21 protein-coding genes are annotated in these 24,613 nt (G+C 66.1%); 11 read left to right on the forward strand and 10 right to left on the reverse strand.

The features are described from left to right. The coding region (locus AC1RN0_RS17890; RefSeq protein ID WP_492788824.1) for a site-specific integrase at positions 1 to 1,317 on the forward strand (1,317 nt) is incomplete at its 5' end. Positions 1,318 to 1,439: 122 nt separating this feature from the next. Here the strand turns inward: AC1RN0_RS17890 and AC1RN0_RS17895 are convergent. The 8 genes from AC1RN0_RS17895 to AC1RN0_RS17930 all read right to left on the reverse strand — a co-directional run bounded on the left by AC1RN0_RS17895 (position 1,440) and on the right by AC1RN0_RS17930 (position 11,190). Beyond that, positions 1,440 to 1,724, reverse strand: coding sequence for a hypothetical protein (locus AC1RN0_RS17895; RefSeq protein ID WP_492788825.1), 285 nt, complete (start codon positions 1,722 to 1,724; stop codon positions 1,440 to 1,442). Positions 1,725 to 1,880: 156 nt separating this feature from the next. Next, a complete protein-coding gene (locus tag AC1RN0_RS17900; protein ID WP_492788826.1) occupies positions 1,881 to 3,926 on the reverse strand; it encodes a heavy metal translocating P-type ATPase in 2,046 nt (681 codons plus the stop codon). A 126-nt stretch (positions 3,927 to 4,052) separates the two neighbouring features. Next, positions 4,053 to 4,382, reverse strand: coding sequence for a DUF190 domain-containing protein (locus tag AC1RN0_RS17905; protein ID WP_492788827.1), 330 nt, complete (start codon positions 4,380 to 4,382; stop codon positions 4,053 to 4,055). A gap of 58 nt (positions 4,383 to 4,440) precedes the next feature. Next, entirely contained in the window at positions 4,441 to 7,686 is a 3,246-nt protein-coding gene (locus tag AC1RN0_RS17910) for an efflux RND transporter permease subunit (protein WP_492788828.1), read from the reverse strand. 3 nt (positions 7,687 to 7,689) lie between these two features. Then, a complete protein-coding gene (locus AC1RN0_RS17915) occupies positions 7,690 to 8,844 on the reverse strand; it encodes an efflux RND transporter periplasmic adaptor subunit (RefSeq protein WP_492788829.1) in 1,155 nt (384 codons plus the stop codon). Next, the gene (locus tag AC1RN0_RS17920; protein WP_492788830.1) at positions 8,841 to 10,079 is read right to left on the reverse strand and encodes a TolC family protein; all 1,239 of its coding nucleotides are present in this window, start codon (positions 10,077 to 10,079) and stop codon (positions 8,841 to 8,843) included. Before AC1RN0_RS17920 ends, AC1RN0_RS17915 begins: the two co-directional genes overlap by 4 nt. Before the next feature lie 57 nt (positions 10,080 to 10,136). Further along, entirely contained in the window at positions 10,137 to 10,496 is a 360-nt protein-coding gene (locus tag AC1RN0_RS17925; protein ID WP_492788831.1) for a hypothetical protein, read from the reverse strand. 34 nt (positions 10,497 to 10,530) lie between these two features. Then, the gene (locus AC1RN0_RS17930; protein ID WP_492788832.1) at positions 10,531 to 11,190 is read right to left on the reverse strand and encodes a cation efflux transmembrane domain-containing protein; all 660 of its coding nucleotides are present in this window, start codon (positions 11,188 to 11,190) and stop codon (positions 10,531 to 10,533) included. A 73-nt stretch (positions 11,191 to 11,263) separates the two neighbouring features. Here AC1RN0_RS17930 and AC1RN0_RS17935 point away from each other — a divergent pair, with 73 nt between their 5' ends. Further along, positions 11,264 to 11,686, forward strand: coding sequence for a MerR family transcriptional regulator (locus tag AC1RN0_RS17935; protein WP_492788833.1), 423 nt, complete (start codon positions 11,264 to 11,266; stop codon positions 11,684 to 11,686). Between the two features lie 12 nt (positions 11,687 to 11,698). On the opposite strand, the gene AC1RN0_RS17940 is transcribed toward AC1RN0_RS17935, so the two are convergent. Further along, positions 11,699 to 13,687, reverse strand: coding sequence for an FTR1 family protein (locus AC1RN0_RS17940; RefSeq protein ID WP_492788834.1), 1,989 nt, complete (start codon positions 13,685 to 13,687; stop codon positions 11,699 to 11,701). Positions 13,688 to 13,729: 42 nt separating this feature from the next. Here AC1RN0_RS17940 and AC1RN0_RS17945 point away from each other — a divergent pair, with 42 nt between their 5' ends. From AC1RN0_RS17945 to AC1RN0_RS17965, 5 genes are all read left to right on the forward strand, one after another. Next, positions 13,730 to 14,065, forward strand: coding sequence for a hypothetical protein (locus AC1RN0_RS17945; RefSeq protein ID WP_492788835.1), 336 nt, complete (start codon positions 13,730 to 13,732; stop codon positions 14,063 to 14,065). A 178-nt stretch (positions 14,066 to 14,243) separates the two neighbouring features. After that, complete coding sequence (locus AC1RN0_RS17950) at positions 14,244 to 15,476, forward strand: TolC family protein (RefSeq protein ID WP_492788836.1); 1,233 nt, start codon at positions 14,244 to 14,246, stop codon at positions 15,474 to 15,476. Further along, positions 15,473 to 16,723, forward strand: coding sequence for an efflux RND transporter periplasmic adaptor subunit (locus AC1RN0_RS17955; RefSeq protein WP_492788837.1), 1,251 nt, complete (start codon positions 15,473 to 15,475; stop codon positions 16,721 to 16,723). The genes AC1RN0_RS17950 and AC1RN0_RS17955 overlap by 4 nt, the downstream gene beginning before the upstream one ends. Then, on the forward strand, positions 16,720 to 19,869 hold the full coding sequence (locus AC1RN0_RS17960; RefSeq protein WP_492788838.1) for an efflux RND transporter permease subunit: 3,150 nt from the start codon (positions 16,720 to 16,722) through the stop codon (positions 19,867 to 19,869). Before AC1RN0_RS17955 ends, AC1RN0_RS17960 begins: the two co-directional genes overlap by 4 nt. Further along, positions 19,866 to 20,249, forward strand: a complete 384-nt coding sequence (locus tag AC1RN0_RS17965; RefSeq protein WP_492344357.1) for a copper-binding protein — start codon at positions 19,866 to 19,868, stop codon at positions 20,247 to 20,249. Before AC1RN0_RS17960 ends, AC1RN0_RS17965 begins: the two co-directional genes overlap by 4 nt. 42 nt (positions 20,250 to 20,291) lie before the next feature. On the opposite strand, the gene AC1RN0_RS17970 is transcribed toward AC1RN0_RS17965, so the two are convergent. Next, the gene (locus AC1RN0_RS17970) at positions 20,292 to 20,552 is read right to left on the reverse strand and encodes a hypothetical protein (RefSeq protein WP_492788839.1); all 261 of its coding nucleotides are present in this window, start codon (positions 20,550 to 20,552) and stop codon (positions 20,292 to 20,294) included. 204 nt (positions 20,553 to 20,756) lie between these two features. Between AC1RN0_RS17970 and AC1RN0_RS17975 the strand changes: the two genes are divergently transcribed. From AC1RN0_RS17975 to AC1RN0_RS17990, 4 genes are all read left to right on the forward strand, one after another. Further along, the gene (locus AC1RN0_RS17975) at positions 20,757 to 21,086 is read left to right on the forward strand and encodes a copper-binding protein (protein ID WP_492788840.1); all 330 of its coding nucleotides are present in this window, start codon (positions 20,757 to 20,759) and stop codon (positions 21,084 to 21,086) included. Between the two features lie 70 nt (positions 21,087 to 21,156). Next, on the forward strand, positions 21,157 to 21,837 hold the full coding sequence (locus AC1RN0_RS17980; RefSeq protein ID WP_492788841.1) for a DUF2231 domain-containing protein: 681 nt from the start codon (positions 21,157 to 21,159) through the stop codon (positions 21,835 to 21,837). A 100-nt stretch (positions 21,838 to 21,937) separates the two neighbouring features. Continuing rightward, on the forward strand, positions 21,938 to 23,659 hold the full coding sequence (locus AC1RN0_RS17985; RefSeq protein ID WP_492788842.1) for a copper resistance system multicopper oxidase: 1,722 nt from the start codon (positions 21,938 to 21,940) through the stop codon (positions 23,657 to 23,659). Next, entirely contained in the window at positions 23,656 to 24,606 is a 951-nt protein-coding gene (locus tag AC1RN0_RS17990) for a copper resistance protein B (protein WP_492788843.1), read from the forward strand. Before AC1RN0_RS17985 ends, AC1RN0_RS17990 begins: the two co-directional genes overlap by 4 nt. The last annotated feature ends 7 nt before the right edge of the window (positions 24,607 to 24,613 follow it).

Genomic DNA, 24,613 nt, shown 5'->3' on the forward strand with positions numbered 1-24,613 from the left:
CGAACGCACTGGGTTCGGTCCTTGGGGACGGGGTATCAGGATGAAGCTGTCCGAAGGGCCAGGATCGCTGCCGCTGATTTCGAACGCATGCTGTTGGAGGCCGAAGGCCGATCCGGTCCGATCCAGTCTCTCCCGACAGGCACCCCGAAGAGCCCGGAATCCAAATCCCCCATCCGGCCCGAAACGACCTTCCGCGATCTCTTCGACCTCTTCATGAGCGATCCTTCGCGCACGCGGGGGCGACGAAGCGAAATGGTCTACAAGACTTTGTTCGAGACGGCCTCGGCCCTGTGGGGTGCAGACAGGTCATTGGCCTCGATCGACAGAGAGGCCTGCCGCGCCTTCCTCGACACACTGCGTTGGCTGCCCTCGAACTCGACCAAGCGGTTCCCGAAACTGACTCTGGTCCAAGCCGCCAAGATGGCCAAGGCCAAGGGTCTGACCTCAACCCTGAGCCCGGCCTCCATAAATGGCTATCTCAACAAGCTTCGGTCGATGCTGAACTTCGCAGTCCGCGAGGAACTTATCGACCGGAACCCGGCGAAAGGGCTAGGTGTCGTCGATCCGGTCCGCAGTCGGGACAAGCGACACCCGTTCAGCATTGAGCAGCTTCGCCTGATCTTCAACGCGCCGCTCTACACGGGATGCGCCGATGACTGGTTAAACTTCGCCGTCCCTGGCTCAAATCGACCGCGCCGAGGACGATTCTGGGTGCCGTTGATCGGCCTTTTCGCCGGGCTGAGGTTGAATGAAGCATGCCAACTCGACGTGGTGGATATCCAGGTCGTCGAGGGCGTGGACTGCTTCTTTGTTTGCGCCGGTGCCGTCGCCCCTGACAACGACAAGAAGCTCAAAACGACCAGCAGCGAGCGATACATCCCTATCCATCCGATGCTCAAAGAAATCGGCTTCATGGAGTTTGCTGCGGAGCGTCGGCTCACCGGCGGTCGAAAGCTCTTCCCAGAGCTTCATGTCTCGAACACGGGCTACTATAGCGACCCATTTTCGAAGTGGTTCAGACGGTTTCTGGACAAGGCCGGTGCCGCTCGGCCCAAGACATGCTTCCACAGTTTCCGCCACAGCTACAGGGATGCGTTGCGGGAAGCTCGAATCGAGCACGATATCGGACTGGCCCTCGGTGGTTGGAGTGCCGCTGGTAGCAAGGACGGCTCGGAGGCCGCTGCTTCCTATGGCCGGGGATACCGGCTGGCGACGTTGGCAGAAGCTATAGCAACAATCCGTTATCCGGGCCTGGCTTTCGACCACCTACAACCCACCGCGACGTTCACCGCCGATAGTCCGCGTATTTCGTCCTGACCTTACGCCACAGGTGATCGTCCGCGAGCCGCACCGGAACTTGCGTCAGGACCCTACCCAGCAGGGGGGCGGCTAGGATCGCCGCGTTCGGCGAGAGCAACAGCTGGCCGAGAGTCCCGGTCCTAACGATGCTTGGCCAGGACGCGCAGTGTCTCGGTCTCGTTCAAGAACCATCCGGTCTCCCCGTCGTAGGCCACGCAACCGACCGGATGATCCGAAAGGCGGGTGGTGCTGAGCGGGACGGCCACCGTGGCGACGACGCGGCCATCGGCATCGAGGCGTTCAATGCGGAGCCCCAGACCGCCTACCATGGCGCGCGAGCGCCGACAGGCCCAGCCGTGGACTCGCAGGCCTTTGGGGGTGATCAGAACCTCTGGGCGGCGCAGATCGACCTGCGCAGAGCCCACGACTTCGATCCCGACATCGCTCCGAGGAAGATTTCCATAACTGGCGCACCCGCCAGCCAAGACGGGGAGTCCTGCGAACAGGATTAGACAAACTATCGTTGCTCGACCCATCAGAGGTCTCCTCACATCACGTCGCCGCTTAGTCTGTTGCGCGGCCTATTTTCCGGATCGCGCGCTGTCCCTATAGGCCAACAGCCTCAGCGCATTCGCCACGACCAGCAGGGTCGAGCCTTCGTGGAAGATCACCGCCGCGCCGATCTTCAGGCCGAACAGGGTCGCCGGGATCAGGACCGCGACCATCCCGAGGCTGACCCACAGGTTCTGCTTGATGATGTTGCTGGTCTTCCGGCTCAGGCCAACCGCGAACGGCAGGTGATTGAGGTCATCGGCCATCAGGGCGACATCGGCGGTTTCCAGGGCCACGTCGGAACCCGCCGCGCCCATGGCGATCCCGACCGTGGCGTTGGCCAGGGCGGGCGCGTCGTTCACGCCGTCGCCGATCATGGCGACACGACCCTCGCTGGCCTTCATCTCCTTGATGATCCGCACCTTGTCCTCGGGCATCAGTCCGCCCATCGCCTCGTCCAGGCCGAGCTTGGCGGCGATGGCGTCGGCCACGGACTGGTTGTCGCCCGACAGCATGACGATGCGGGTGATCCCTATGGCGCGGAGGCGAGCGATAACCCCCTCGGCGGCAGGACGGGCGGTGTCCATCACACCGATGGCCCCAAGGTATCGGTCGCCGGATTTGACGACCATCACCGTTCGACCGCTCGTTTCCAGCCGCTGGATTTCACTCCAAAGGGCGTCGGAGGGTTTGGCGCCGGAGCCGCTTTCGAACAGCTTGGGCTTGCCGATCACCACCGTCTGACCCGCCACGGTGGCCTGCACGCCCTGGCCGGTCAGGCTCTGAACGTCGTCGGCCACCGGCACGGGATGGTCCTTTAGCCGATCGCCGCCGTCGCGCACGACCGCCGCCGCCAGCGGATGATCGCTCAGCCGTTCCACGGCGACGGCGACGGCGAGGAGTTCCCACTCATCGACCCCTTCGGCGGTCGCCACGTCGGTGATCCTCGGCTTGCCCTCGGTGAGAGTGCCGGTCTTGTCGAAGGCGATGGCGGTCAGCGTGCCTAGGTTTTCCAGCGGACCGCCGCCCTTCACCAGAACGCCGCCCCTGGCCGCGCGGGCGACCGCGCTGAGCACCGCGCTGGGCACCGAGATGGCCAGGGCGCAAGGGCTCGCCGCCACCAGCACCGCCATGGCGCGATAGAAGCTGACGTTGAAGGGCTCGTCGATGACGATCCAGGCCAGCATCAGAAGGCCGACACCCGCCAGCACGGACGGCACGAAGATGCGCTCGAAGCGATTGGTGAACTGCTGGGTCGGGGACTGCTGGGCCTCGGCCTCCGCGACCATTTTTACGACGCGGGCCAGGGTGGTCTCGGACGCCTTGCGGGCGACGCGCACGTCCAGGGCGCCCGGACCATTGATCGTGCCCGCGAAGACGCGATGCTCGGGGCTGGCCTTGTCGAAATCCAGGTCGAGATCAGCCGCCGCCCGCTTGTCGACGGGCACGCTCTCGCCGGTGATCGGCGCCTGATCGACGCTGCTTGCTCCCAGCACGACCACGCCATCGGAGGGCATGCGCTCGTTGGGCCGGACCACCACGATGTCGCCGACCACAAGGTCCTGGACCGGGATTTCCTCCGTCGTCTCCCCGCGTCGGACCGTCGCCGTTTCGGGAGCCAGCTTGGCAAGAGCCTCGATGGCCCGTCGCGCCCGCCCCATGGCGTAGTGTTCGAGCGCGTGGCCGGTGCTGAACAGGAAGAGCAGCAGCGCGCCCTCGGCCCACTGGCCCAGGGCGGCGGCGCCAGCGGCGGCGACAAGCATCAGGGTGTCGATCTCGAACCGACGCTTGAAGATGTTGCCGACCGCTTCCCGGAGCGTGAAGTAGCCGCCGAACCCGTAGGCCGCGATGTAGAAGGCCAGCGGGACAACGCCCTCCACGCGCTGACCGACGAGCCAGCCGACGAGCAGCATCGCGCCGGAAAGGCCCGCGAAGATCAGTTCGGTGCGTTCTCCGAAGATGCCGCCGTGGTCGTGATCATGGGCGCCGCCTTCAGCGTGGTCATGACCCTCGTGATCATCGTGCGGCTTTCCGGTCGTTGAGGGAGTAGCGGACTGCGGTTTGTGATCAGCCATTTCAGGGTCTCGGTGGTCGGGGAAGACGCTTGGGCCCGCCCTGGAAGACAGGCCGCGCCGGATGTGGGCTCACCCATGCAAGCTCTAGTGACTAGAGGAGCAAGCCTTCTCTTCGCGGATATGGTCTCAACCACCTTTTGCTGGCGGCCAACGCAGCACCTCGACGGCCTCCAGCGTGATCGGCCCCAGGTGTTCGAGGTCGGCGAGCGTTTCGACGAAAGCCCGCAGCTTGGCGTCCTCGTCGATGATCTCGATGACCACGGACTGGTCGTCATCCAGCACATTGCGACGATGCATGTTGGGGGTGTGACCAAAGCCCAGCAGGGCCTGAAGCACTGTAACGCCGGCGACTTTTGCCGCGCGGGCGCGACTGGCCACCACCTCGAACACCTTGCGATCTCCGAAATAGGCGGCCTCGTCGGTGTAGATCCTCAAGAGCTTGAAAGAGCTGTTCATCACTTGTCTCCGAATGAGAAGCGCCCGCGCCGCCAGGATCGACGGCGCGGGTCTTCGCCTATTCCGCAGGGGCCAGGATCGGCGTGGGCTCATCGCCCCACGCCGGATTGGGCCGTTCGGTCCACCCCAGAACCACCTTACTGATCGCTGGCAGGACGAGGAGGGTCAGGGCGGTGGCCGTGATCAGGCCGCCGATAACGACCATGGCCAGCGGCTTCTGGACTTCCGCCCCAGTGCCGTGCGCGAGGGCCATGGGCACGAAGCCGATGGCGGGCACCAGGCCGGTCATGATCACGGGGCGAACCCGTTCCATGCACCCCTCGATGATCGATCTTGAGAGATCGATCCCCTCTTCCAGGCGCTGTCGGATGCTGGACATAACCACCAGACCGTTCAGCACGGCTACGCCGGACAGGCAGATGAAGCCGACAGCCGCCGAGACCGAAAAAGCAATGCCGGTCAAGGCGAGTGCGAATACCCCGCCGGCCAGGCCGAGGGGCACCGCCGCGAACACCGACACGGCACGACCAAACGTTCCCACGGCCAGGAAGAGAACCGCGAAAATGGCCAGGAAGCAGATCGGCACCACGATGGCGAGCCGGTCCGATGCCGCCTTGAGGTTCTGGAACTGCCCGCCCCATTCGAGCCAGGAACCGGTTGGCAGAGCGACGGCTTCGACCTTCGGCGTGGCCTCCCTGACGAACGAGCCGACATCGCGGCCGCGAACGTTGGCCTGGATGACAACTCGCCGCTTTCCATTCTCGCGGCTGATCTGGTTCAGACCTTCGGTGAACCGGAATTGCGCGACCTGGCGAAGCGGCACCGAATGTCGTGTCTGTCCGGGTTCCTCTGGCATCATGATGGGCAAAGCGCCCAGGGCGTCCAGATCGTTGCGGCTACCTTGCGGCACCCTCACGACCACGCTGAAGCGGCGATCACCTTCGAAAAGCTGTCCAGCTTCCCGCCCTCCCATGGCGGCGGCCACAGTGTCGGCCACCTCCTCCACGGTCAGACCGAGACGGGCGATGGCTGCCCGGTCGAAGATAACGTCCAGCGAAGGTGCGCCGCTGGTCTGCTCGACCTTCACGTCGGCCGCACCCGGCGTGGACTGCAGGGCTGCGCCGATCCGGTTTGCCGTCGCCGTGAGTTTGTCCAGGTCGTCGCCATAGAGCTTGATCGCCACATCGCCGCGAACCCCGGCGATCAACTCGTTGAAGCGCAGTTCGATCGGCTGGCTCAACTCGTAGCCCTGACCAACCTGGGCGTTGGCGGCCGCTTCGACACGTTCGAGCACGTCCTCCTTGGTTCTGACTCCCGCAGGCCAATCTTCCTGCGGCTTCAGGATGATGAACCCATCGGAGATGTTTGGCGGCATTGGATCAGTGGCGACCTCGGCCGTGCCGGTCTTTGAGAACATCATCAGCACTTCGGGAAGGCTGGTGATCGCCTGTTCGACACCCCGCTGCATCCGCACGGACTGTTCGAGCGCGGTTGACGGAATGCGTTGCGAAGCCATCGCCAAGTTCCGCTCATCAAGCGTCGGAATGAACTCCTGGCCCAGCAGCGTGAAGATGAAGCCGGCCACGGCGAAGATGCCGACCCCGGCCCCGATGAAGGGCAGAGGGCGCGCAACGGCGTGCCGGAGGATCGGCTCATAGCGCGCCTTGATCCATCGGATCGCGAACACTTCCTTTTCCGCGACCTTGTTGCGGATCAGAAGCGCCACCATCGCCGGCACGAAAGTGACCGACAGGATGAAGGCGGCGACCAGGGCCAGCATCAGGGTGATGGCCATGGGCGAGAAGGTCTTGCCCTCGACCCCCTGGAAGGTCAGCAGCGGCGCGAACACCAGCAGGATGATGGCCTGGCCGAAGACGGTCGGCTTGATCATCTCCTGGGTGGCCAGCGTCGTTTCCTCCAGACGTTCGCGGAGGTTCAGCAGGCGACCTTCATGATGCTGTCGTTCGGCGAGCCGCCTGAGACAGTTCTCGATGATGATCACCGCGCCATCGACGATCAGGCCGAAGTCGAGGGCGCCCAGGCTCATCAGATTGCCGGACACGCCCATGTAATTCATGCCGATGGCGGTCATGAAGAATGAGATCGGGATGATCAGCACCGCGATCAGGGCGGCGCGGACGTTACCGAGCAACAGGAACAGCGCGATCGCGACGAGGATCGCCCCTTCCATCAGGTTTCGCTGAACGGTAGCGATGGTCGCATTGACCAGCTTGGACCGATCCAGCGTGGGCGAGACCTTGATCCCCGGCGGCAGCGACCGATCCAGCGTCTTCAGCTTGTCGCCGACGGCGCGGGCGACGGTGCGGCTGTTTTCGCCGATAAGCATCAGGGTGGTGCCGATGACCACCTCGTGCCCGTTCATGGTCGCGGCGCCGGTGCGCAGCTCGCCGCCCAGCCGAACGACCGCCACGTCTCTGATCGACACGGGAACACCGCCGCGCGTGGCAACGATGGCTTCCTCGATTTGCGACAGGCTGCGGATACGGGCGTCGGCGCGGACCAGGTAGGCCTCGCCTGACCGTTCCATGAAGTTGGCGCCGACCGACAGGTTTGCCGCTTCCAGCGCCTTGGCGAGCTCGCTGAACGAAACGCCGTATTGCGCCAGACGAACCGGGTCGGGTTCGACGACATACTGCTTCTCATAGCCGCCGATGGTGTCCACACCGGCGACGCCGCCCACCGTCCGTAGCTGGGGCGCGATGATCCAATCCTGAACCGTCCGCAGGTAGGCGGCCCGCGAGGCCTCGTCGGTCAGGCGATCCCCTTCTGGCGTCAGGAAAGATCCATCGCTCTGCCAGCCGGGCTGGCCGTCACGCACGGTCGCGCCCTTTCCGCCCGGGTTGGCGTAGTCGATGGCATACATGAAGACTTCGCCCAGGCCGGTGGTGACCGGTCCGATCTGGGGCTGGACGCCCTCAGGCAGGCTGTCGCGCGCCTGGGCGATCCGTTCGCTGACCTGCTGGCGGGCAAAGTAGAGATCGACGTTCTCGTCGAAGATCGCGGTGACCTGCGAAAAGCCGTTGCGAGACAGCGATCGGGTCGTTTGCAGGCCGGGAATGCCGGCCAGCGCTGTCTCGACCGGGAAGGTGACCCTCTTCTCGATCTCGACGGGGGAAAGAGACGCGTCGAGCGTATTGATCTGCACCTGTTTGTTGGTGATGTCGGGGACGGCGTCGATGGGCAGCCGGGTAAGCTGGAACACGCCGTAAGCGGAAACGATCAGTGTGAGCGCGATGATCATCCATCGCGACCGCACCGACAGAGCCATGAGGTTGGCGATCATGACCTAGTGCTCCTCGCCTTCGCCCTTGCCCATCTCGGCCTTCAGCAGGAAGGCGTTGCGGGTGGCGATGGACTGGCCGGCAGTGAGGCCGGAGGTGATTTGCGCGCGACCGCCGCCGCGCTGGGCGACGATCACGGCGACCGCCTTGAAGCCGGCGGCGGTTCTGACGAACACCACCTCGCGGCCTTCCACGGTCTGGATGGCTTCCTCGGGCACGGTGACGCCCGCCGACGCCTGGGCGTCCGCCGTGTAGATGCGGACTGAGACAGCCTGGCCCGGTCGTAGGCCGGTCGTAGCAACGGGGCTCAGCAGCACCGTCGCCGAGCGGCTTTCCAGATCGACCCCTGGCGTGATCGAGCGGACGACCGCGTCGATCTCGCCATCGGGCAGATGGATGCGGGCACGATCACCCGGTTTGATCCGCGCCGCGTCTGAACCCGACACCGACGCCTCGATATCGATCTGGCTGCTGTTGGCGACGCGGAACAGCTCTGTCCCGGCGGGCACGAAGGCGCCCAGGACGGCCGGCGCGGAGGTGATGCGTCCGCTGATCGGGCTGACGACCCCGGTGCTGCGGCCGTCGCTGGACACGCGCGCGGCGGCGGCGGCGGCGGCGGTGCGGCGGGCTTCGGCTTCCGCTTCGGCCAGGGCGGTCTGGGCTGCTTCGAGGTCCTGACGGGCGGTGATCTGGGCGTCGAACAGCCGTTGCTCCCGCGCCAGGGCCTGACGCGCGGCGATCAGCCGGGCCTGGGCGGCCGACCGCTCGGCCACGATGGTCGAGGCCTCACGGCTTTCGATCAGGGCGACGATCTGCCCGGCCCGGACGCTGTCGCCCAGGCGCAGGGAAATGCGGCTGACCACGCCATCAGCGCGGGCCGCCAGCACGGCCTCGCCTTGCGGCGTGCCGACGACAGTTCCCTGAGCGAGCACCTCGGCGCTCAGTGATCCGGCTTCAACCGGGGCCAGCACAATGTTTGCCGCCAGGATGCGGGCTCCGCTGATCTCGATCCCTTCTCCGGCGCCATGGGCGGCCTCTGCGGCCTCCGGCGCGGCTTCGGGCTTTGGCCGGGTCATGCTCCAGCCGGTGAGGCCGGCGCCGAGCAACACCACGGCGGCGGCCGCGCCCAGCAGCAGGCGCTTGTTGGTCAGGGTCTTCATTGGGCGGTTCCTTCGGTTTCGTTGGCGCGCATCAGCGCAGCCAGGGCGAGCGCGCGGTCGAGCTCGGCGGTGATCAGATCGGATTGGAGGCTGTTGAGGGCGGCTTCGGCATCGAGCACGTCGAGCAAGGTGAAGCGGCCTGCGGAGAAGCCCTCACGAGCGATCCTGACAGCTTCCAGAGCCTCAGGTTCCGCCCGCTTTTCGAGGAACTCCAGGCGGGCTTCAGCGGTCTGAAACGCCGCTGTCGCGTCTCGCGTGCGGCGCAAGCCCGCCGCCAGGGCAGCGTTTCTGCGGGCTTCGGCGCCGGTGCGTTCGGCATTGGCGGCGGCAATGTTTCCCTGGTTGCGATCAAACAGGCCCAGGGGCATCGACAGGCCGACAACCATCGCCGTCTCGTCCGATGCGGCGAGACGACGGCCGCCGACGCTGACAGTAACATCGGGGCGCGAGAGCGAGCGTTCCCGACGCTCGGCGGCGATGGCGGCGATAACTTCAGCCTCCGCAAGCTGGATATCCAGCACGGCGGTCGGATCGACGGGTGGGGCGGGAGGAACATCCTCGCCGGAGACGGGTTCGGGCAGGTTTTCGGACCCGCCCCAGAGAGCGGCCAGCGCCCGCTGGGCCGCTGCATAGTCGGCTTCGGCCGCCCGGACACGCCCGACCGCTTCGAGCATTACCGTTCGCGCCCGCAGAGCCCGTAGCGGCGGCTCGCGGCCGGCTTCCACGAGCGTGACGGCGATCTTCTGGAGACTCTCGGCCCGGACAAACTGGCTTTTCGCCGAGTCCACGCGACGCCGGGCGGCGACGCCTTGGGCGAAAGCCTCACGAACTTCCTTCGCCAGATCCGCTCGGGCGATCTGCAGCCGAAGCCGCGCCAACTCGACCTCGGCCTGAGCGGCGTTCAGGCGGGCAGCACGTTTGCCGCCCAGTTCAAAGCGCTGTCCGACTGAGAGCGTGGTCTCGGCGGCCTGAACCCCGGTCAGACTGCCGGTGCCGCCGATGTTCTCAGCCGACAGGTCGATCTCGGGATTGGGCAACAGACCGGCCTGGCGGGCTCGCCCTTCGGCGGCCCGAACATCGGCTTCTGCGGCGGTGATGAGCTGAGACCCGGCCTGGGCACGGTCGAGCGCCTGGGCGAGGGTTACAGGTTCGGCAATGGCGCTGGTGGCGAAACTCGCCAACAGCATCGCGGCGGCGCCAATGAGGGCGCAGCGCGACAGGTATGGAGAAGGCATGGGAGGTCCTGCTTCGATTCTGACAAGGGCGGACGCGCACGGCGGCGCGGGTCGCAGTCAGACTCGGGGCGGACGTTCCAGGGTTGGTTGGGTGGCGGACGGCGGCTGGACCGATACCGAGAACATGGCCTCGGCTTCCGCGTATCGAATGGCCGCAACGCGGGCGTCGCCGCCATTGGCGAGCGGCGGCGCGTCATGGCAATGACCATGGGCGCAGACGGCATGATCAACACCGGTGGCGATATCGTCGGCGCCGCCGAAGTCGGAAACCAGCATTTCGCTTTCGGCAGACGCGGGTTCTGGGCCGCACATTAGCCCGTCCATGACAGGCGCTACCGCCAGCATCAGCACACAGGCCACCAGCAACGGCTTGGCCAGCCGTTTCAGGAATCGCGAGAGATGCGCTGCGGGGATCATGTGCGTGCTGAACTAACTGCGTCGGGCCTTGGGATCAATGCACCGCAGCCAGGGCATTGCGGCGTTCGTCCAAGGCCTGGACGGTGATCGACCAAGCGGACTGGAGGAAGACTGCCGCCAGGAACGCGCCCGCGATCAGGTCGGGCCAGCGGGAACCGGTGAGCCAGACCACGGCGCCGACCCCGACCACGGCGAGGCACTGGATCAGGTCGTTGCGCGTGCAGAGCCAGACCGACCGGACGTTGGCGTCGCCATCGCGATACTTCGACAGCAGGATCGCCGCGACCAGATTGGCCGCTGCCCCGAACAGGCCCAGGCCGGAGATCGCGAAGCCTTCCGGCGGCACGCCGTTGATCGCCCGCCAGATCGCGAAGCCCAGGACCGACACACCCAGAATGCTAAGGCTGGCGCCCTTCACGAGGGCTGCGCCGCTGCGGATCGAGACGCTCTTGCCGATGACCCACAGGCTGAGCGCGTAGGTCGCGGCGTCCGCCAGGAAGTCGAGGGCGTTCGCCGCCAGGGAGGCCGATCCGGCCAGCAGACCGCCGGACGCCACCACGACGAAGCCGAGGAAATTGATCGCAATCACCCAGAGGAGCACCCGCCGGTATTGCGGCGTGGCGCCATCGAACGGAGCGGACTGGCCGCAGCAACCGGAGACGGCGGGCTTGGCGAGGGGGGCATCATGAGCCATGAGACCGTCCTACATGCTCTAGCCACTAGAGGATCAAGCCCTATCCTGCGGCAGCGTGAACAGGATTTCGACCATGCCCGGCATATCCATCGGACGGCTCGCCAAGGCGGCTGACGTAAAGGTCCCGACCATCAGATTCTACGAACAGATCGGGCTGATGCCGACGCCTGACCGGACGGAGAGCGATCAGCGGGTCTACGGGGACGAGGCCGTGCGCCGCCTCCGCTTCATCCGCCATGCCCGCCAGCTTGGTTTCGACATCAAGGACATCGAGGCGTTGCTTGGGCTGGCTGACCGGCCCGACATGCCTTGTGCCGAGGCCGACCGCATCGCCCAGTCCCACCTCGACGCCGTTGACGACAAGATCGCCCAGCTAACGCGGCTGCGGGAGGAACTCAGCCGCATGACGGCGAACTGCTCCCTCGGCCTCGCCGCCGATTGCAAGGTGATCGAGGTGCTGAGCGATCATGGTCTGTGCCAGGAAGACCGCCACTGACCTCGGCCCGCGTCAGACCGCAGCACCATCCAGGCGACGCGGACTGCGATTGTAGAAATAACCGGCGACCAGGATGGCGATGACGGCGGCCTGGACGAGGATCGTCTGCCAAGTCGGGTAGAAGCCCAGCAACTCAAGTTTGGGCAACCCGGCCACATGCGTAAGCGGCACGATCCCGGCCTCCTGGAGCGCCGCGAGGCCCTTCCCCGCCAAGACGAAGGCGAGTATGGCGACCAGCGCCGCGCTGAAGGCGAAGAACTTGGCGATGGGGAGGCGGCTGCTGTAACGCAGCATGGCCCAGGCAATTGCCGCCAAGGCCGCCAGAGCCAGCCCCGAACCCCCCAGCACCGCGCCCGCCGTCTCCTTGCTCCACAGAGCGGCAAAGAACAGGATCGTCTCGAAGACTTCGCGATAGACCACCACGAAGGCCAGCAGGAACAGGAACCACGCCGAGCCCCGCGACAGGGCTTTGGACAGGCGTTCCCTGATGTATCGCTGCCAAGCGTCCGCCTGACTCTTCCCGTGCATCCATATCCCGACGCTCAGGAGAACGGCTGCAGCGAACAGGCCGCCGAAGCCCTCAGTCAACTCACGCTGCGCACCGCTGATGGAGATGAAGAAGGTTGCCGCCGCCCAGGTGAGGACACCGGCAGCAAGCGCGGCCACCCATCCACCGTGGACATAGGGGAGCACGTCCTGTCGCTCGGCCTTCTTGAGGAAGGCGATCATGGCGACGACGATCAGGAGAGCTTCGAGCCCCTCGCGCAGCAGGATGGTGAAGGCGCCGACGAACGCCGCCGTCGTGTCGGCCTGGGCCGGGGCAAGCACCGACTCGCCATCATCCAGAAGTCCCTCGATCAGAGTCGCCTGCTGCCGGACGCTATCGATGGAGCCGCCTCGACCGATCCGGGAACGGAACTCGCCCATCGCAGCCTCGATCCGGGCCAGAAGCTTGGGATCACGAGCGGCGATAGCGGGCTCGAACGGCTCGATGCCATCCAGGTAGGTGGATAGGGCCATGGCCCCCGCGTCGCGGGTCTTTCCGGCGGCGTAGGCGTTGACCGTGTCCCTCAGCTTGCTCCTGGCGAACGCCAGCGAGGCATCGCGCTTCTCGGCCAGCACACCGGGCGACCGCCGCAGATAGGCCATGAGGTCGTCAGCATTGCCGACTCCAACCGTCCGGGCCAGTTCCGCAGGTGTGGTCTTGGTCAGTGTTTCCAGGTTGGGGAACTGGCCGCGAAGGTCCGCGTCGGCCTTCCACAGCGCCGCGCCCCGGCTCCGGGCCTTCTCGTCCTGGGACAGGCCCCCAACATAGAAGGCCAACCCCCAGCGGTCGCCCGACGAAAGGTGGGCGAAGCTCGGCATCGCTGTCCCGTCCAGCCCCTGCTCGATGACCTGAAAGAGTCCGAACACGCTTCGGTTTCGTGCCCGATCCTGATCGGTGAACGCGATGGGCGCAGGGTCGAGCCTCTTCGCCATGGGGCCATGTCCGTCTCCAGTCGCGCCGTGGCAGGAAGCACAGTTTTCGCTGTAGAGGGCAGCTCCCCTCGCCAGATCGGGCGCCGTCGAGGGGGCCAGCGGCACCGGATAAGCCGCCAACAGCTCCGTCGCCAGCCCGTGGGCGAGATCGGCGACTTCGGCGGGCGACCGCTTCGCCTCGATAGCCTGTTTGAGGGCGCCGGCCTGCTTCAGCAGGTCCGGCTTGGCGTTGGTCGGCGGCAAAGTGGCCATCTGCACGACGACCGTCTCAGAGAACTCCTTCATCTCCGCGTATTCAGCGGCGCTGACGATACGCCCGTCTCGGACCGCGCCAGGATAGTCAACCGCCACATAGTCCAGCAGTCGCCAGATCGTCTCCGCCGGTGTGCCGGCCGCGAAGGCGGCGCTAGAGCCACTGAAGGCAATGACCACGGCGAGGCACAGCGCCGCCCAAAGGCTGTTGGGGGCGCCACGTTGACGAGGAGCGTCGAAGCCGCGCCAATCTGATTTCTGATTTCGCATGGAGCCGCCGTAACACCTCTAGCCACTGGAGGGTCAAGTCATATGCGAACGATTATCGATTACCCTATCGCCCTCGCGCTATTGAACCGCGTGGTCGCAGGCTGCATCTTGCGCCGTGAGGAGAAGTCGCCTGATCCGATTGCTGACCCTTCTGCTGATCTGGACTGCTGCACTGGCTTTACCGCTGGTCGCGGCGCCTTCGGCGCAGGCCATGTTGAAGACGCCATGCCCGATGGAAACCAGCGGCATGTCGGCGGCTGCTCACGCCAAGATGGACTGCTGCGAGCACGGCAATGGCGGTTCCGAGCAGAAGGCGCCCTGCAAACCCGGCATGGCCTGCTTCGCAACGGCGGCGGCGCTTCCAGCCTCCAGCGTTGAGGTTGCGGTCGTCTCCTTCGAACCGCTCGCTCCCGTCCAGTCCTCGACCCGGGCCTTGCAGTCCATACCGCCGGACCGAACCCTACGACCTCCCATCGCTTTCTGACCCTCGACTGACCGCCGGCCGCTGTGTGCGCCGGCCGCTGGCGCTTGCGCGCCGTCATGAGGAGTTTGGAGCATGTCTCCTGCAAAATTGGCGTGGCTGCTCGCCCTGAGCGCCACCGCCGTCTCGGCCCAGGCCGAGCCGCTGACCTTTGATCAGGCGTTGGCTCGCGCTGCAGATACCGCACCGAGTTTGAAGGCCGCCGCGCTGCGCGTTGACGCGGCGCGTTCGGCCAAACGCGGCGCAGGCGTTCTGCCCGATCCAAAGCTCGCGTTCGGAATCGAGAATGTTCCAATCTCCGGTCCCTTCGCGGGCCGGTTCGGGGCGGACGAGATGACCATGGCCAGTGTCGGGGTCATGCAGGACATGCCCAGCCGGCCTGCCCGCCGGGCGCAGACTGAGCGCGCCCAAGCCGAGGTCGGCATGGCCGGCGCTCAGGCTGGTCTCGAAGCCCGCGCGGTTCGGCTGGCCGCCGCCCAAGCCTGGGTCGATCTCTACTATGCCCAGGCGCGCCTGGGCGCGCTGGACGACATTGAGAAAGCCCTCAAGCCGATGCTCGACACGGCGCCTTCGGCGGTCACGAGGGGCGCGAGACCTGCCGAGACCATCGATCCGGCGGAATGGTTGTTGGGCTTGGCCGACCGGCGTAGTGCCCTCGTGGCGGACATCGCCAAGGCACAAGCAGCCCTGGTGCGCTGGACCGGGGACCCGGACGCCAGCGTGACCGGCATGGCGCCGCATTGGGAGGTCGATCCGGTCCTGCTCCGCGCCGGGCTGGATCGTCATCCGACCCTGCTGGCCTTCGACGCCGGGGTGCGCGTGGCCGATGCCGATGTGGCCGGTGCCAAGGCAGCCGTATCGCCAGACTGGAGCTGGGAGCTGGCCTACCAGAAGCGCGACCCGATGTTCGGCGACATGGTCTCGGCGCGGGTGACCGTGAGCCTGCCGCTCCGCCAAGGGGAGCGACAGGGGCCGGCTATCGATGCCCGAACGACCGACGCCACGCGGGCGCGGATCGACCGGGAGGCCGCGCGGCGTGAACTCATCGCCGCTCTGGAAGCCGATCTGGCTGATCACCGGATGCACCATGACCTGTGGGCGCGAGCGCGGGACACCCGCCTGCCCCTGGCCCAGCGCCGGGCCGATCTGGAGACCGCCAGCTACGCGGCCGGAACTGCCGGCCTGCCGGACGTGCTGGCCGCCTTCACCGCCCTCGCCGACGCCAGGCTCGATGTCCTCGACAAGGAAGCCGAGACCCTGCGCGACGCCGTGCGGATCAACCTCATCTACGAAACGGACGCGTCATGAGCGCCTTCAATCAGATTTCTCGCACCCAGATCGTGGTTGGCGCCGTCGCGCTGGTATTGATCGCCGGCGCGGGCGGCTACGGGCTGGCGCATCTGGGCAAGCCTGGGGAGCCGAATCCGCCTCCCGACAAGGCGGCCGAGCGCAAGATCCTCTACTGGTATGACCCGATGATCCCGATGGAGAGATACCCGGGGCCGGGCAAGTCCTCCATGAACATGGACTTGATCCCCAAATACGCCGAGGAAACCAGCGGAGCCGGGGTTCGCATCGATCCGGCCAGCCTCCAGAACCTTGGCGGCCGGGTCGTCGCGGTCACCCGAGGAACGCTCCCGTCAGGTCTCACAGTGACGGGCAGCGTGGACTTCAATCAGCGCGATGTGGCCATTGTCCAGGCGAGGGCGAGCGGATTCGTGCAGCGGGTCTATGGCCGTGCGCCGGGCGATGTGGTCCGCGCTGGCGCTCCGATAGCCGATGTCCTGATCCCCGACTGGGGCGGCGCCCAGGCCGAGTATATCGCCGTCCGGCGCACAGGTGACGGACGACTGACCCAGGCCGCGCGGCAGCGGCTGGTGCTGCTCGGTATGCCTGATGGCCTTATCAGTCAGGTTGAACGAACGGGTCGTCCGCAGACCGTGGCGACGATCTCGACGCCGACCGGCGGGGTGATCCGCACCCTCAGCGTCAGAACGGGCATGACAGTTTCGGGCGGCCAGACCCTAGCGGAGATCAGCGGACTCGGCACGGTCTGGGTCAACGCGGCCATTCCCGAAGCCATGACCGGACAGGTTCGGCCGGGATCATCGGCCAGGGTGACATTCGCCGCCTACCCCGGAGAAACCTTCGTCGGCCGCGTCTCGGCGGTCCTGCCGGAAGCCCAGGGTGAGACGCGGACCCTAACCGCGCGGATTGAACTGGCCAACCGGGCTGGTCGGCTCAAACCCGGCATGTTCGCCACCGTCCAACTCGGCGAGACCGCCAGGCCAGCCCTTCTGGTTCCGTCAGAGGCCGTCATCCGCACGGGCAAGCGGACCCTGGTGATGTTGGCGCTGGATGGCGGTCGCTATCGACCCGCCGAGGTGCGGACGGGTCGGGAAGCCGGCGGCCAGACCGAAATCCTCGCCGGACTTGATGAGGGTGAAAAGATCGTCGCGTCCGGCCAGTTCCTGATCGCCTCCGAGGCCAGCCTCTCCGGCGTCCAGGCCCGCCTGATCCGTGACGAAGGCATGACCATGGGCGGGCGGCCATGATCGCCGCCCTGATCCGCTGGTCGGTCGCCAATCGGTTCTTCGTTGTGTTGGCCGCCGTGGCCCTGATCGGCGCTGGCGTCTGGGCCGTGCGCGCCACACCCGTGGATGCCCTGCCAGACCTCTCCGACGTGCAGGTGGTCATCCGCACCAGCTATCCCGGCCAGGCGCCGCAGATCGTCGAGAACCAGGTCACCTATCCGCTGGCCACGACCATGTTGTCGGTGCCGGGCGCGAGGGTCGTGCGTGGTTATTCCTTCTTCGGCGACAGCTTTGTCTACGTGCTGTTCAAGGACGGGACCGACCTCTACTGGGCGCGGTCGCGGGTTCTGGAATATCTCAACCAGGTCCAGAGCCGCCTGCCGGAGACCGCCAAGCCGGCGCTTGGGCCAGACGCGACCGGCGTTGGCTGGATCTATGAATACGCCCTGATCGACCGCACAGGCCGTCATGACCTGTCGCAGCTCCGGTCCCTGCAGGACTGGTTCTTGCGTTATGAGCTCAAGAGCCTGCCCGGCGTGGCCGAGGTCGCCAGCATCGGCGGCATGGTCAAACAGTATCAGGTGGTTCTCGATCCGGTGAAGCTGGCCGCCTACGGCGTCACCCATCAGCAGGTGGTCGAAGCGATCAAACGGGCCAACGGCGAGACCGGCGGTTCGGTGCTGGAGCTCGCCGAGGCCGAATACATGGTCCGGGCCAGCGGCTACCTGAAGACGCTCGATGATTTCCGCGCCGTGCCACTGCGCGCCGCCGGAGGGACGCCTGTTCTGCTCGGTGATGTCGCGACCATCCAGATCGGACCGGAGATGCGGCGCGGTATCGCCGAGCTGGACGGCCAGGGCGAGGTCGCCGGCGGGGTCATCATCCTTCGGTCCGGTGAGAACGCCAGGGCGACCATCGCGGCCGTTCAGGCCAGGCTGACCGAGCTCAAACGAAGCCTGCCGCTGGGCGTGGAGGTGGTGACCACCTATGACCGCTCCAAGCTGATCGACCGGGCGATTGAGAATCTCACCGGCAAGCTCGGTGAAGAGTTCATCATCGTCGCCCTCGTTTGCGGCCTGTTCCTCTGGCACGTCCGCTCGGCGCTGGTCGCCATCCTGACCCTGCCGCTGGGCGTGCTGATCGCCTTCATCATCATGCGGCTGCAGGGGGTGAACGCCGACATCATGTCGCTGGGCGGCATCGCCATCGCCATCGGGGCCATGGTCGATGCGGCCGTGGTGATGATCGAAAACGCTCACAAGAAGATCGAGCGTTGGGAACACGATCATCCCGGCAAGAGGCTCGAAGGCGATGAACGCTGGCGGGTGATTACCGACGCCGCCGTCGAGGTCGGGCCGGCGTTGTTCTTCAGCCTGGTGATCATCACCCTGTCGTTCGTGCCGGTGTTCACCCTGCAGGCTCAGGAGGGGCGGCTGTTCTCGCCGCTGGCATTCACCAAGACCTACGCCATGGCCGGGGCTGCGCTGTTGTCGGTGACCCTGGTCCCGGTGTTGATGGGCCGGCTGATCCGGGGGCGCATACCGGCTGAGAACGACAACTTGCTGAACCGCTGGCTGACCGGGGTCTATCGTCCGGCTCTGGACTGGGTGCTGGACCGGCCGCGCACGGCGCTGGTCATCGCCGCCCTGGTGTTCGCCACCACGGCCTGGCCGCTGTCGCAGCTGGGCGGGGAGTTCATCCCGCCGATGGACGAGGGCGACCTGCTCTACATGCCCTCGGCGCTGCCAGGACTCTCGGCGGCCAAGGCTTCAGAGCTGCTGCAACAGACCGACCGGATGATCCGCACTGTTCCGGAGGTGAAGAGCGTGTTCGGCAAGGCCGGCCGCGCCGAAAGCGCCACCGACCCCGCACCGCTGGAAATGTTCGAGACCACCATCCAGTTCAAGGCACGCGATCAATGGCGGCCAGGCATGACGCCTGAGGGACTGATCGAGGCGCTGGACAGCGCGGTGCAGGTCCCCGGCCTCACCAACGTCTGGGTGCCGCCAATCCGTAACCGCATCGACATGCTGGCCACCGGCATCAAGAGCCCTATCGGGGTGAAGGTGTCGGGGTCTGATCTCACTGAGCTGGACCGCATCGCCCATGATGTGGAGGCGGTGGCCAAGCGCACGCCGGGGGTCAGTTCGGCGCTCGCCGAGCGGCTGACCGGCGGGCGCTATGTGGACGTGGACATCGATCGCGCCGCCGCCGCCCGGTTCGGGCTCAACATCGCCGACGTGCAGGAGATAGTCGCTGGCGCCATCGGCGGTGAAACTGTCGGCCAGACGGTCGAGGGCCTGGCCCGCTACCCCATCAGTGTCCGCTATCCTCGCGAGATCCGGGACAGCCTGGAAGGTCTGCGCGCCCTGCCGATCCTCACGGCCGCCGGGCAACAGATCACGTTGGGCACGGTAGCGGCGGTCACGGTCACGGACGGCCCGCCGATGCTGAAGACCGAAAACGGCCGGCCCTCGACATGGGTCTATGTCGATGTGCGCGGGCGTGACCTGGCGTCCGTGGTCAAGGACCTGCGCGCCGCCGTCACGCGGGACGTGAAGCTCTCGCCCGGCGTCTCCATCGCCTACTCAGGCCAGTTCGAGTTCCTGGAACGGGCGGCGGCCCGGCTGAAGCTGGTGGTGCCGGCCACCCTGCTGATCATCTTCGTGCTGCTCTATGTGATCTTCCGGCGGTTCGACGAAGCGGCCCTGATCATGGGGACGCTGCCTTTCGCCCTGACCGGCGGCATCTGGACCCTCTATCTGCTCGGCTACCACCAGTCGGTCGCCACTGGCGTGGGGTTCATCGCCCTCGCCGGCGTATCGGCCGAGTTCGGGGTGGTGATGCTGATCTACCTCAAGCACGCCCTGGCGGATCGCGGCGACCATCCAGACCGCGACCAGATCGAGGTCGCCGTGCGCGAGGGCGCGCTGCTGCGGGTCAGGCCCAAGGCTATGACCGTCGCCGTGATCCTCGCCGGCCTGCTGCCCATCCTGCTCGGCCATGGCGCCGGGTCGGAAGTGATGAGCCGCATCGCCGCCCCGATGATCGGCGGCATGCTCACCGCGCCGCTTCTGTCGATGCTCGTTCTGCCCGCCGCCTACCTGCTGCTTCGGCGGCGGCGAAACCGTTCCGTTCAACCGCCTCACCAAGGAGACACACCATGAAGCGCCTTCCCGTGATCCTGACCATCGCCGTCCTGGGCGCGACCCTCGCCGCCTGTGGCAAGAAGCCCGCCGAGCAGGCCGCTGATGCTCAACCTCCCGCCGCAGTCGCATCAGCCCCCAGCGACACCATGGCCGGAATGGACATGTCCGATGCCGTCATGGCCAAAGGGACAGGAACGGTAACCGCTATCGACAAAGCCACGGGCATGATCACGCTCGACCATGGCCCCATCGACGCCCTGAAATGGCCTGCGATGACCATGGAGTTCAAGGCTACGCCGGCGACCCTGCTCGACACTGTGAAGGTTGGCGACAAGGTGACCTTCGATCTGAAGATGATGGATGGAACCGGCGAGGTGACGGCTATCCAGGCGCAGTAGATCCTGATCGGGTTAGCGGATCGAAGTCGGCATCGGCTTCGATCAACGCCCTCCTTCGAGCAGCGTCGATGGTGCGAGAGCGTCGGCGGTTGCGAAGATGGACGGCTTGGGCGCGGCCACGGCGGACGCGGCGGTCAGACCGCCGACGCCGGTTCCCAGAACCAGGGCGATGCCCACGGCGGCCATGCGGGCGGGCGCGAGACCGGCTCTCGCCGACCGCTCATGGGCGATCAGGCGATGCACGTCGTATTCGACAGCGCCGAGCTCACGATCCAGGTCCTGGTCGCGAAGCTGCGTCAGCAAGCGGTCCAATCGGTCGTTCAATTCCTGAGTCTCACGCCCTGCACTCCATCACTATACGCGCTGCCCCTTCAAATCCCCCAGACCCTTCGAGCCTTTGCTTGCTCGGCAAGTCGTCGGCCCCCCAATGAGGGCTGCGCCTGTCGGATGCGTATATCCCCCTGACGCGCCGAGGCGCACCGATCCGAGAGACCCGAGGAGTTTCTGATGAAGTCCAATCTGATGATCGCGGCGCTGGCCGCCGCCCTTTCGACCGCCGGGATGGCTGTTCCCGCCCTGGCCCACAACGGCGAAGACCACGGGGCCGCGCCACAGGCCGCATCTGGCGAAGGCGTGGTCAAGGCGGTGGACGTGAAGGCGGGCACGGTGGTGATAGCGCACGGCCCCATCGCCGCGCTGAAATGGCCCGCCATGACGATGAAGTTCAAGGTCGAGTCGGCCGCCGTCCTGAACGGCGTCACGGTCGGCAAGAAGGTCCACTTCGTTCTGAAGAACGAACACGGCAAGCCGGTCGTCTCCGAAATCCACGTCCTGTGACGCCAGGTGCGGGCGTGGTCCTGAAAATCACGCCCGTGACCGCAATCGAAAACACCAGGGGGCCGAGGCCATGACGAACACGACCGCAAGGCCTTGGCTGGCTGGTATGCTTGGGCTGTTTCTGGCAGTCGGCCTTGCCGCCTCGCCCCTGAGTGCGCGGGAAGACGACAAGGCTCCCGTCCCGGCGGCAGCGTCCGCGACGGCGCCCGCCGCCACCACCGTGTCGCCCGAGGATATGCCGGTCACCGACATGGCCTGGCCGACCGGCGACGACGACGGCATGATGATGAGCCACAAGGCCAAGCCGACGACCTTTGAGGGCCGTCTGATGGCCTGGATCGGCATGTGGCATCCGGCGGTTATCCACTTCCCTATCGCCCTGTTGCTGACGGTGGCCTTCCTGGAAGGTCTCGCGGCCGTCCGGGGCAAGCCGATCTACACGGCGAGCAACAAGATCCTGTTGGCGGTCGGTGTCGCCGGCGCATTTGTCGCGGCCCCGATGGGCTGGCTGAACGCCGGACTGCCGACCCCCGACGACAGCTTCGCCTTGACCGTTCACCGCTGGCTTGGAACCGCCATGCCGTTCCTGCTGTTGGGGCTGTGGTTCCTGAAGAGACCGGCGGAGCAGGCGGCCGCGCGCCTCAGTTCGCGTGGCTACGAGGCGCTGCTGGTCGCCACGGTGCTGTTGATCCTGGTCCAGGCCTACTTCGGCGCGATCATAACCCACGGCGCCGAGCACATGATGTTCTGACGCCTGAAGACTGAGCTGGATCGACGCGAGGGACGCGGGTTGATCTCAAAGACAGATCAGGGCCGACGCCGTGCGTTTGGCCCGTCCAACCGAGGTTTTGATGCCCAATATCGCCCGCCGCACACTCCTGAGAAACGCCGGCCTGCTTGGGGCAGGCATGGCGATGACCAGCCTGTTCCCCGCCTGGGCGCGGAGCAATTCAGGCGGCCTTGTCCGCGACCTTCCCATGCTCTCAGGCGCCGACATCAAGCTGCGCATCGGCCATACGGCCTGGCCGATTGATGGGCGTCACGGTCATGCCGTCACCATCAACGGCACCGTTCCAGGACCTATAATCCGGCTCAAGGAAGGGCAGATCGCCCGCATCGCGGTGACCAACGACCTGGACGAGGACACCTCGATCCACTGGCATGGCCTGATCGTGCCGTTCCAGATGGACGGCGTTCCCGGCGTCAGCTTCCCGGGCATCAAGCCGGGCGAGACCTTCGTCTACGAGTTCCCGGTCGTGCAGTCTGGGACCTATTGGTATCACAGTCACTCGGGCCTGCAGGAGCTGCAAGGGCACTACGCCCCCATCGTCATCGAGCCCAGAGACGCCGATCCCGTCGCCTACGACCGGGAGCATGTGGTGGTCCTGGGCGACTTCTCCTTCGAGCATCCGCACGTCGTCTACCGGAAGCTCAAGCAGCAGGCCGGCGTGTTTAACATGCAGAAGGAAACCGTCGCCGGCCTGCTCGCCGGTCGCGACCAGAGCTTCAAAGATCGGGTCGAGTGGGCGAAGATGCGGATGGACCCGACCGACATCTCTGATGTCACCGGCTCGGTCTACACCTACCTCATCAACGGCCACGGCCCGCAGGACAACTGGACCGCCCTGTTCAAGCCCGGCGAGCGCGTGCGGCTGCGGTTCATCAACGCGGCGGCGATGACCATCTTCAACGTCCGCATCCCCGGCCTGTCGATGACCGTGGTTCAAGCGGACGGCCAGAACGTGAAGCCGGTCACCGTGGACGAGTTTCAGCTCTCCAACGCCGAGACCTACGATGTCATCGTCCAACCGACCGAGGACCGGGCCTTCACCCTGGTCGCCGAGGCAGTTGATCGCTCGGGCATGGCGCGCGCCACACTGGCCCCGCGCCCCGGCATGGTCGCTGCTGTGCCGCCGCTGCGCGAGCGCCCTGTCGCCACCATGCGGGACATGGGAATGGACATGGGCGGCATGGACATGGGCAGCGAGGGCGGCATGTCGATGGACGGCATGGATATGTCCATGCGCAACGGCGACAACGCCCCTCAGGTCAAGCTGGGGCCTGGCGTCCAGATGATTGCGCCGATGCCCGTGGATCGCACGGGAGAGCCCGGGCAGGGCCTCCAGGATGTCGGGCACAAGGTGCTGGTCTACACAGACCTTGAGGCTCTGGCGCCCAACCCGGACACCCGGACGCCGTCCCGTTCCCTTGAGCTGCATCTGACCGGCAACATGGAACGGTTCATGTGGTCATTCGATGGAGAGTCCTACAGCGAAGTCACCAAGCCGATCCCGTTCCGACTGAACGAGCGGGTCCGGATCACCCTGGTCAACGACACGATGATGTCGCACCCGATCCACACGCACGGGCATTTCTTCGAGCTGCTTGTGGGGCCAAAGGGCCGACATCCTCGAAAGCACACGGTGAATGTCGCGCCGGGAGGAAAGGTCTCGGTCGACCTGACAACCGACGCCCCGGGCGACTGGGCGCTCCACTGCCACATGTTGATGCACATGCATGCCGGAATGTTCCGCGTCATGAGCGTCCGCCCGCTGACGGGGGAAGGCGCATGAGGACGCTCTCGATCCTGACGGCGATCCTGGCCGTCTCCGCCACGCCCGCCCTGGCCCAGCACGCGGGCCATCCGATGCCCCCAGCCGATCCGGCGCCAAAGGCCGCCCCGACCGCTGCGCCGGTTCAGGCTTCCCAACCGCCCGCAGCTCAGGCGGATATGGCGGCAATGCCGGGCATGGATGCCCCGACCCCGGATGCGTCTGATGAAGTCGTCGGCGACGAACCTGCTCCGCTGGTTCCCGCTGATTTCGCAGCGGACAGCATATTCGACCCGGCGGCGATGGCCCGCGCACGGAGCCAGCTTCACATGGAGCATGGCGGCGGCATCTACTCGAAGGTGATGATCAGCCTCGGTGAGTATCAATTCCGCGACGGCGAGGATGGCTACCGCTGGGAAGGCGAAGCCTGGGTCGGCGGCGACATCAATCGGTTCGTTGTGAAGACCGAGGGCGAAGGCGCCGACGAGTTGGAAAGCGCCGAGGTGCAGGCGCTCTATTCGCGGGCGGTCAGTCCCTTCTTTGATCTCCAGGCCGGCGTCCGGCAGGATTTACAGTCGGGACCGAAGCGCACCTACGCCACGGTCGGATTTGAAGGCGTCGCGCCCTATTGGTTCGAGACATCTGGCGCCCTGTTCCTGTCCAGCAAGGGCGAGCTGTTCGGCCGGCTGGAAGGAACCTACGACCTGCGTCTGACGCAACGCTGGATCTTGCAGCCGCGCGTCGAAGCCAACCTCACCGGCCAGGACATTCCCGAACTGGAGCTGGGCTCCGGCGTCTCCAACATCGAGCTGGGCCTGCGGCTCCGCTACGAGATCAAGCGGGAGTTCGCGCCTTATGTGGGCGTCTCGTTCGACCGCAAGTTCGGCGGCACGGCCGACTACGCCCACATAGCAGGCAAGGAGGTCGAAGCCACGAGCTTCGTCATCGGCGTGCGCGCATGGTTCTAACCCCCGA

It is taken from the genome of Caulobacter sp. GW821-FHT12F03 (assembly GCF_058806855.1).